5 protein-coding genes are annotated in these 6,791 nt (G+C 61.2%); all 5 read right to left on the bottom strand.

Annotated elements, in window-relative coordinates; genetic code table 11:
- Positions 1–319 precede the first annotated feature (319 nt).
- Positions 320–781, bottom strand: a complete 462-nt coding sequence (locus HU811_RS23370; protein ID WP_092394658.1) for a GNAT family N-acetyltransferase — start codon at positions 779–781, stop codon at positions 320–322.
- A gap of 106 nt (positions 782–887) precedes the next feature.
- Positions 888–1,712, bottom strand: coding sequence for an ethanolamine ammonia-lyase subunit EutC (gene eutC / locus HU811_RS23365; RefSeq protein WP_186658344.1), 825 nt, complete (start codon positions 1,710–1,712; stop codon positions 888–890).
- Between the two features lie 11 nt (positions 1,713–1,723).
- A complete protein-coding gene (locus HU811_RS23360; RefSeq protein WP_186658342.1) occupies positions 1,724–3,118 on the bottom strand; it encodes an ethanolamine ammonia-lyase subunit EutB in 1,395 nt (464 codons plus the stop codon).
- Positions 3,119–3,175: 57 nt separating this feature from the next.
- Entirely contained in the window at positions 3,176–4,624 is a 1,449-nt protein-coding gene (gene eat, locus HU811_RS23355; RefSeq protein ID WP_186658341.1) for an ethanolamine permease, read from the bottom strand.
- Between the two features lie 235 nt (positions 4,625–4,859).
- Positions 4,860–6,380, bottom strand: coding sequence for an acetaldehyde dehydrogenase ExaC (gene exaC / locus HU811_RS23350; RefSeq protein ID WP_092459459.1), 1,521 nt, complete (start codon positions 6,378–6,380; stop codon positions 4,860–4,862).
- Positions 6,381–6,791: the final 411 nt, after the last annotated feature.

Below are 6,791 nucleotides of genomic sequence, written 5' to 3'. Positions count from 1 at the left end.
AGCGGGAGCAAGCTCCCTCGCCACGGGGGTGGTGTTTTGTCAGGTGGATGGGTGTGCTCTGGCTTTTGTGGTGGAGGGGCGGTGTCGTGCCGAGGGGTATGGGTGTGCGCTGGCTTAATGTGGCGAGGGAGCTTGCTCCCGTTGGGGCGCGAAGCGGCCCTGAAGTAGGCGGCTTGGGCGGTTTGATGTATCGCGTGCTCAGGTTTTGGGGCTGCTGCGCAGCCCAGCGGGGATAAATCCCCTCGCCACAAGGGGGTGTGGTGTGTCAGGGATATTGGTGTGGTGAGGGTTCCCTCACCACTGAGGTATTGCTGTCGGCTCAGAGCTCTTCGCTGATGGGCAACACGTAGTTCTTGAACTCAGTGTCTTCCTTGAAGCCGATGGACTCGTAGGTTTTCTGCGCCACGTCGTTGTTGCTGCTGGTGGAGACGCGCATGCGCACGGCGTTGGTTTCCTTGGCCATTTTTTTTGCGGTGCGGATCAGGTTATCGGCCACCAGTTGGCGGCGGGCGTCTTCGGCGACGTAGATGTCGTTGAGGATCCACACGCGTTTGAGGGACAGTGACGAGAAGCTGGGGTAGAGCTGGCAGAAGCCCAGCAATCGGTTGTCATCGTCATCGGGCAACGCCAGGTAGATCACCGATTCCTTGCGGCGCAGGCGTTTTTCGAGGAAGGCTCGGGACGAATCCGGGTAGGGCAGTGAGCCATAAAATTCCCGGTATTTGACGAACAATGGGGTCAGCAGGTCCAGGTGTTCCAGGGTCGCTTGGATAATCCGCATAGTAGGTCTCGTCTGCAAAGGTCGACAGATACTCGGACAACAACGGCGTTCTGCCGTGCTTCGATGCTGCCTGAAAGCGGATCAAAAACGCAATCTTGTAAACGGATCAGCTTCGGGGCGGCATCAGTAGGAAGTTACCTTTCATATCGGCGGCATTTTCCGAGTCTAGAGTTTGAACCTGGGCTTCGTCCTTCAGATTGACCCCCGAGAGCTGTCTGCGGCAGGCCTCGCGCATCAGGTAGATCAGGCGATGGGCGGCCATGCCATAGCTCAAACCTTCGAGGCGAACGTTGGAGATGCAGTTGCGATACGCATCGGTCAGGCCGACCTTGGGGTTGTAGGTGAAATACAAACCCAGGCTGTCGGGGGAGCTGAGGCCGGGGCGTTCGCCGATCAGGATCACCGACATTTTGGCCCCGAGCCGCTGCGCCACTTCATCGGCAACCGCGACCCGGCCCTGTTCCACCAGAATCACTGGCGAGGTTGACCAACCCTCAGCGGCGGTCTGTTCTTCCAGCCGCGCCAGGAATGGCAGCGTATGCCGATGCACCGCCAGCGCCGACAGACCGTCGGCCACTACGATGGCCAGGTCGACGCCGCCGGGATTGGCCGCGACGTGGTCCTGCAGGATGTGTACGGAGGCTTCATCGAGCCGCCGGCCCAGGTCCGGGCGTTGCAGGTAGCTGTTGCGGTCGCTGGCGGCGCTGTGCAGCAGCAGGCTGTCGCGGCCGCGTTCAGTCAGTTGCGCGCGAATGCCTTCATGGTCGAACGCCAGGTGCACTGCATCGCGGGCCTGGGCGTGGGCGTACTGGAAGTCCAGTTGCGCCTGGGTCGGCAGACTGGTGCCGGTGCGGCCCAGGGCGATGCGCGCCGGGGTGAGGTTGCGCAGATTCAGCCAAGGGTTTTGTGGATCGACAGGTTTTTTATCCATGGGCAGGTCACTCATCCCAAATGCGCGAGGGCGTGACGGAACGCCGGTGGCAGGTTGTCGCCGAACCGCACCCGGCCATCGGCCTGGGTGAAGATGCCCATGTTCGCCAGCCACGTTTCGAATTCCGGCGCGGGTTTGAGGCCCAGGGTCTGGCGGGCGTAGAGGGCGTCGTGGAACGAGGTGGTTTGGTAGTTGAGCATGATGTCGTCAGAGCCGGGGATACCCATGATGAAGTTGATCCCGGCCACGCCCAGCAGGGTCAGCAGGGTGTCCATGTCGTCCTGGTCGGCTTCGGCGTGGTTGGTGTAGCAGATGTCGCAACCCATCGGTACGCCCAGCAGCTTGCCGCAGAAGTGGTCTTCCAGGCCGGCGCGGATGATCTGTTTGCCGTTGTACAGGTACTCCGGGCCGATAAATCCTACGACGGTATTCACCAAAAACGGCTTGAAATGCCGTGCGACGGCGTAGGCTCGGGTTTCGCAGGTCTGTTGATCGACGCCATGGTGGGCGTTGGCTGACAGCGCGCTGCCCTGGCCGGTTTCGAAATACATCAGGTTGTTGCCCAAGGTGCCGCGATTCAGGCTCAGCCCGGCGTCGTAGCCTTCCTGCAAGACGTTCAGGTTGATGCCGAAACTGGCGTTGGCCGCTTCGGTGCCGGCAATGGACTGGAACACCAGGTCCAGGGGCACGCCACGGTTCGCTGCCTCGATGGAAGTGGTGACGTGGGTCAGCACGCAGCCTTGGGTGGGGATGTCGTAGCGTTGGATGATGGCGTCGAGCATTTCCAGCATGGCGCAGATCGACGCCGTGCTGTCGGTGGCCGGGTTGATGCCGATCATGGCGTCACCGTTACCGAAGAGCAGGCCGTCGAGGATGCTCGCGGCGATCCCGGCGGGTTCGTCGGTGGGGTGGTTGGGTTGCAGGCGGGTGGACAGCCGCCCGCGCAGGCCGAGGGTGCCGCGGAACTTGGTCACCACGCGGATCTTCTGCGCCACCAGCACCAGGTCTTGCACGCGCATGATCTTCGATACGGCGGCGACCATTTCTGGGGTCAGGCCCGGGGCCAAGGCTCGCAAGCTGTGTTCGTCGGCCGCATCGCTGAGCAGCCAGTCGCGAAAACCGCCAACCGTGAGATGGCTGACCGGGGCAAAGGCCTGTTTATCGTGGGTGTCGACGATCAGCCGGGTGACTTCGTCGTCCTCGTAAGCAATCAGCATTTCTTGCAGGAAATGGCTGAGGGGCAAGTCGGCCAGCGCCATTTGCGCGGCTACCCGCTCGCCGTCGTTGAGCGCGGCGATTTCGGCGAGGAAGTCCCCGGAACGCGCCGGGCTGGCCTTGGCCATCAGGTCTTTGAGGCTGTCGAAGCGGTAGGTCTGCGCGCCGACCGTGTGTGCAAAACTGGCCATACAGGTTCTCCGTGACGGCGCCGCTGGGCGGCGCCGTGGTTTTCGGCGTTTTACAACTCAGTGCAAGGCTTCTTCGGCTTTTTGAATCGCCGCGAATTCCTCTTCAGGCGTGCCTGCTACCAAGTGATGCCGACTGTAGAACGCGAAGTAAGCAATTAACACTCCATAGATGATCGCGGCGCCGATGACCACCCGCGGATCCACCAGAAAGCCCGCCACCACGGCGATGCATGCCAGCACCAGGGCTACGCCCGAGGTGAAGATGCCGCCGGGTGTGCGGTATGGCCGGTCCATTTTGGGGCGACGGATGCGCAGGGTGATGTGCGCGGCCATCATCAGCACGTAGGAGATGGTGGCGCCGAACACCGCTACCAGAATCAGCAGATCGCCCTGGCCGGTCAGGGACAAGCCGAAACCGATGATGCCGGGGATGATCAGCGCCAATACAGGTGCTTTGCTTTTATTGGTTTCGGAGAGTTTGCGTGGCAGGTAACCGGCGCGAGACAAGGCGAAGATCTGCCGCGAGTAGGCGTAGATGATCGAGAAGAAGCTGGCGATCAGGCCGGCCAGGCCGACGAGGTTGACGAAGTTGCCCATCCAGGTCGAGCCGCCGTAGGCCTTGGCCAGCGCTTCCACCAGCGGGTTGCCCGAAGCCATCAGCGCATTGGAACCCGCGCCGCCTGGGCCGATCACCAGAATCAGCAAGGCAAACGCCACCAGCACCAGCATGGCGCCGATCAGGCCGCGCGGCAGGTCGCGCTTGGGGTTCTTGGTTTCTTCAGCCGCCAGCGGTACGCCTTCCACGGCCAGGAAAAACCAGATGGCATACGGAATGGCTGCCCACACGCCGACATAGCCGAACGGCAGGAATGGGCTGGCGCCCGTGGCCGCGGTGACCGGGATGTCCAGCAGGTTGGCGACGTCGAAGTGCGGCACCATCGCTACCAGAAACACGCCCAGTGCCAGGGCGGCGACGGCGGTGATGATGAACATCAGCTTGAGCGCTTCACCCACGCCGAATATGTGGATGGCGATGAAGATGATGTAGAACGCCAGGTAGATCATCCAGCCACCAATGCCGAACAGCGATTGGCAATACGCGCCGATGAACACCGCAATCGCCGCCGGGGCGATGGCGTACTCGATCAGGATCGCCGTGCCCGTGAGAAACCCGCCCCAGGGACCGAATGCGCTACGGGCAAAGCCATAGCCGCCGCCGGCGGTAGGAATCATCGAGGACAGCTCGGCCAGGGAGAAGCACATGCACAGGTACATCGCGGCCATCAGCAGCGTAGCGAGGAACATCCCGCCCCAACCGCCTTGGGCCAGGCCGAAGTTCCAGCCGGCGTAGTCCCCGGAAATGACATACGCCACCCCCAGGCCCACCAGCAGGACCCAGCCCGCCGCACCTTTTTTAAGTTCGCGTTGTTGGAAGTATTCGGAGCCGACTTTTTCGAAGTCGACAGAGGACGTTGCCGATTGCGGGTTTGCTTGATCGCTTGGCATAAGGGTTTACCTGTTTTTATTGTTTTTTGGCCCCGTGAAAGCGGGCTTGCTCATGAAGCGGGTGATTCAGTTGTTGCTGTGCTGGTTGTATCGCCGCCTTCGCGAGCAGGCTCGCTCCCACAAGGATCTGTGGATAACTCTCCTCCAGAGTTGAAACAGATCCATTGTGGGAGCGAGCCTGCTCGCGATAGCTATCTAAAGGGCGAAGCAGAACCACCTGCCTCGCCCCGCTGGCTTAGAAGAACCCCAACGGATTGATGTCGTAGCTCACCAGCAGGTTCTTGGTCTGCTGATAGTGGTCGAGCATCATCTTGTGGGTTTCACGACCTACGCCGGACTTCTTGTAACCACCAAACGCGGCATGAGCCGGGTAGAGGTGGTAGCAGTTGGTCCAGACGCGACCGGCCTTGATCGCCCGGCCCATGCGGTAGGCGCGGTTGATGTCGCGGGTCCACAGGCCGGCGCCGAGGCCGAACTCGGTGTCGTTGGCAATCGCCAGGGCTTCGGCTTCATCCTTGAAAGTGGTGATGCTCACCACTGGGCCGAAGATTTCTTCCTGGAACACGCGCATCTTGTTGGTGCCCTTGAGCAGGGTTGGCTGGATGTAATAACCCGTGGCCAGGTTGCCCTCGAGTTTTTCCACCTTGCCGCCAGTCAGCAGTTCGGCACCTTCGCCCTTGGCGATTTCCAGGTACGAAAGAATCTTGTCGAATTGCTGCTCGGACGCCTGGGCGCCGACCATGGTGTCGGTGTCCAGCGGGTCGCCGCGTTTGATCTGCAGGACTTTGTTCATCACAACCTTCATGAACTCGTCGTAGATCGACTCCTGCACCAAGGCGCGGGAAGGGCAGGTGCAGACTTCGCCTTGGTTGAAGAACGCCAGCACCAGGCCTTCGGCAGCCTTTTCGATGAAGCTCGGCTCGGCCTGCATGATGTCTTCGAAGAAGATGTTCGGCGACTTGCCGCCCAGTTCCACGGTGGACGGGATGATGTTCTCAGCCGCGCATTTCATGATGTGCGAGCCCACCGGGGTCGAGCCGGTGAAGGCGATCTTGGCGATGCGCTTGCTGGTGGCCAGGGCTTCACCGGCTTCCTTGCCGAAGCCTTGCACCACGTTCAGTACGCCAGGTGGCAGCAGGTCGCCGATCAGCTCCATCAGCACGCAAATGCCTAGCGGGGTTTGCTCGGCGGGCTTGAGCACCACGCAGTTGCCGGCGGCCAGGGCCGGCGCGAGTTTCCAGGCGGCCATCAGCAGCGGGAAGTTCCACGGGATGATCTGCCCGACCACGCCCAGCGGTTCATGGATGTGATAGGCCACGGTGTTGCCGTCAATCTCGGCGGCGCTGCCTTCCTGGGCGCGCAGGCAACCGGCGAAGTAGCGGAAGTGGTCGGCGGCCAGGGGGATGTCGGCGTTGAGGGTTTCACGCACAGCCTTGCCGTTGTCCCAGGACTCGGTGATTGCCAGCACTTCGAGGTTCTGTTCGATGCGGTCGGCGATTTTCAGCAGAACCAGCGAACGGGCCTGGGCGGACGTGGCGCCCCAGGCATCAGCAGCGGCGTGGGCGGCGTCCAGGGCTTTTTCGATGTCTTCGGCCGTGGAACGCGGGAATTCGGCAATGGGCTGGCCATTGACCGGGGAAGTATTGGTGAAGTACTGACCTTTGACAGGCGCGACGAACTCGCCGCCGATGTAGTTACCGTATTTGCTCTTGAACGAAACGATAGCGCCTTCAGTACCGGGGTGAGCGTAACGCATGATGAGTTCTCCTTGGCTTTTGTGCTTATACGGGAGGCCGCGCAAAATTGAGCGCTGGTAATTAAGCCTAGAGCAAAGGTCGGGCCACTGCCTTGCAGCGCCCGTAAATCAAGACTTTAGGAGGAGTTCGTCGGACCAACGGATGGGCTGTGTGACGATTGCGATACAGCGGGTGTGACAGTTTGTGCCGTATCTGACACAAGCTGTGACTGGTGGGTCGCGCCAGCATTGCAAAGCGGGTTGGGCTGGAGGATGCTGGGCTTTACCACGTTGGCCTGCCAAGCACAGTTGTGGCGAGGGGATTTATCCCCGATGGGCTGCGAAGCAGCCCCCAAAAAGTAGCCAACTCGATCAACCTGATGCTGCGCATGCTCAGATTTCGGGGCTGCTTCGCAGCCCAGCGGGGATAAA

It is taken from the genome of Pseudomonas tehranensis (assembly GCF_014268615.1).
GTDB classification, from domain to species: domain Bacteria; phylum Pseudomonadota; class Gammaproteobacteria; order Pseudomonadales; family Pseudomonadaceae; genus Aquipseudomonas; species Aquipseudomonas tehranensis.
Note: the sequence above shows the minus strand (reverse complement) of the source record. Positions and strands in the feature narration are given on the sequence as shown.

Coding starts and splice junctions, on each gene's coding strand:
- HU811_RS23370 (WP_092394658.1), bottom strand. CDS start 781: ATGCGGATTATCCAAGCGACCCTGGAACACCTGGACCTGCTGACCCCA.
- eutC (WP_186658344.1), bottom strand. CDS start 1,712: ATGGATAAAAAACCTGTCGATCCACAAAACCCTTGGCTGAATCTGCGC.
- HU811_RS23360 (WP_186658342.1), bottom strand. CDS start 3,118: ATGGCCAGTTTTGCACACACGGTCGGCGCGCAGACCTACCGCTTCGAC.
- eat (WP_186658341.1), bottom strand. CDS start 4,624: ATGCCAAGCGATCAAGCAAACCCGCAATCGGCAACGTCCTCTGTCGAC.
- exaC (WP_092459459.1), bottom strand. CDS start 6,380: ATGCGTTACGCTCACCCCGGTACTGAAGGCGCTATCGTTTCGTTCAAG.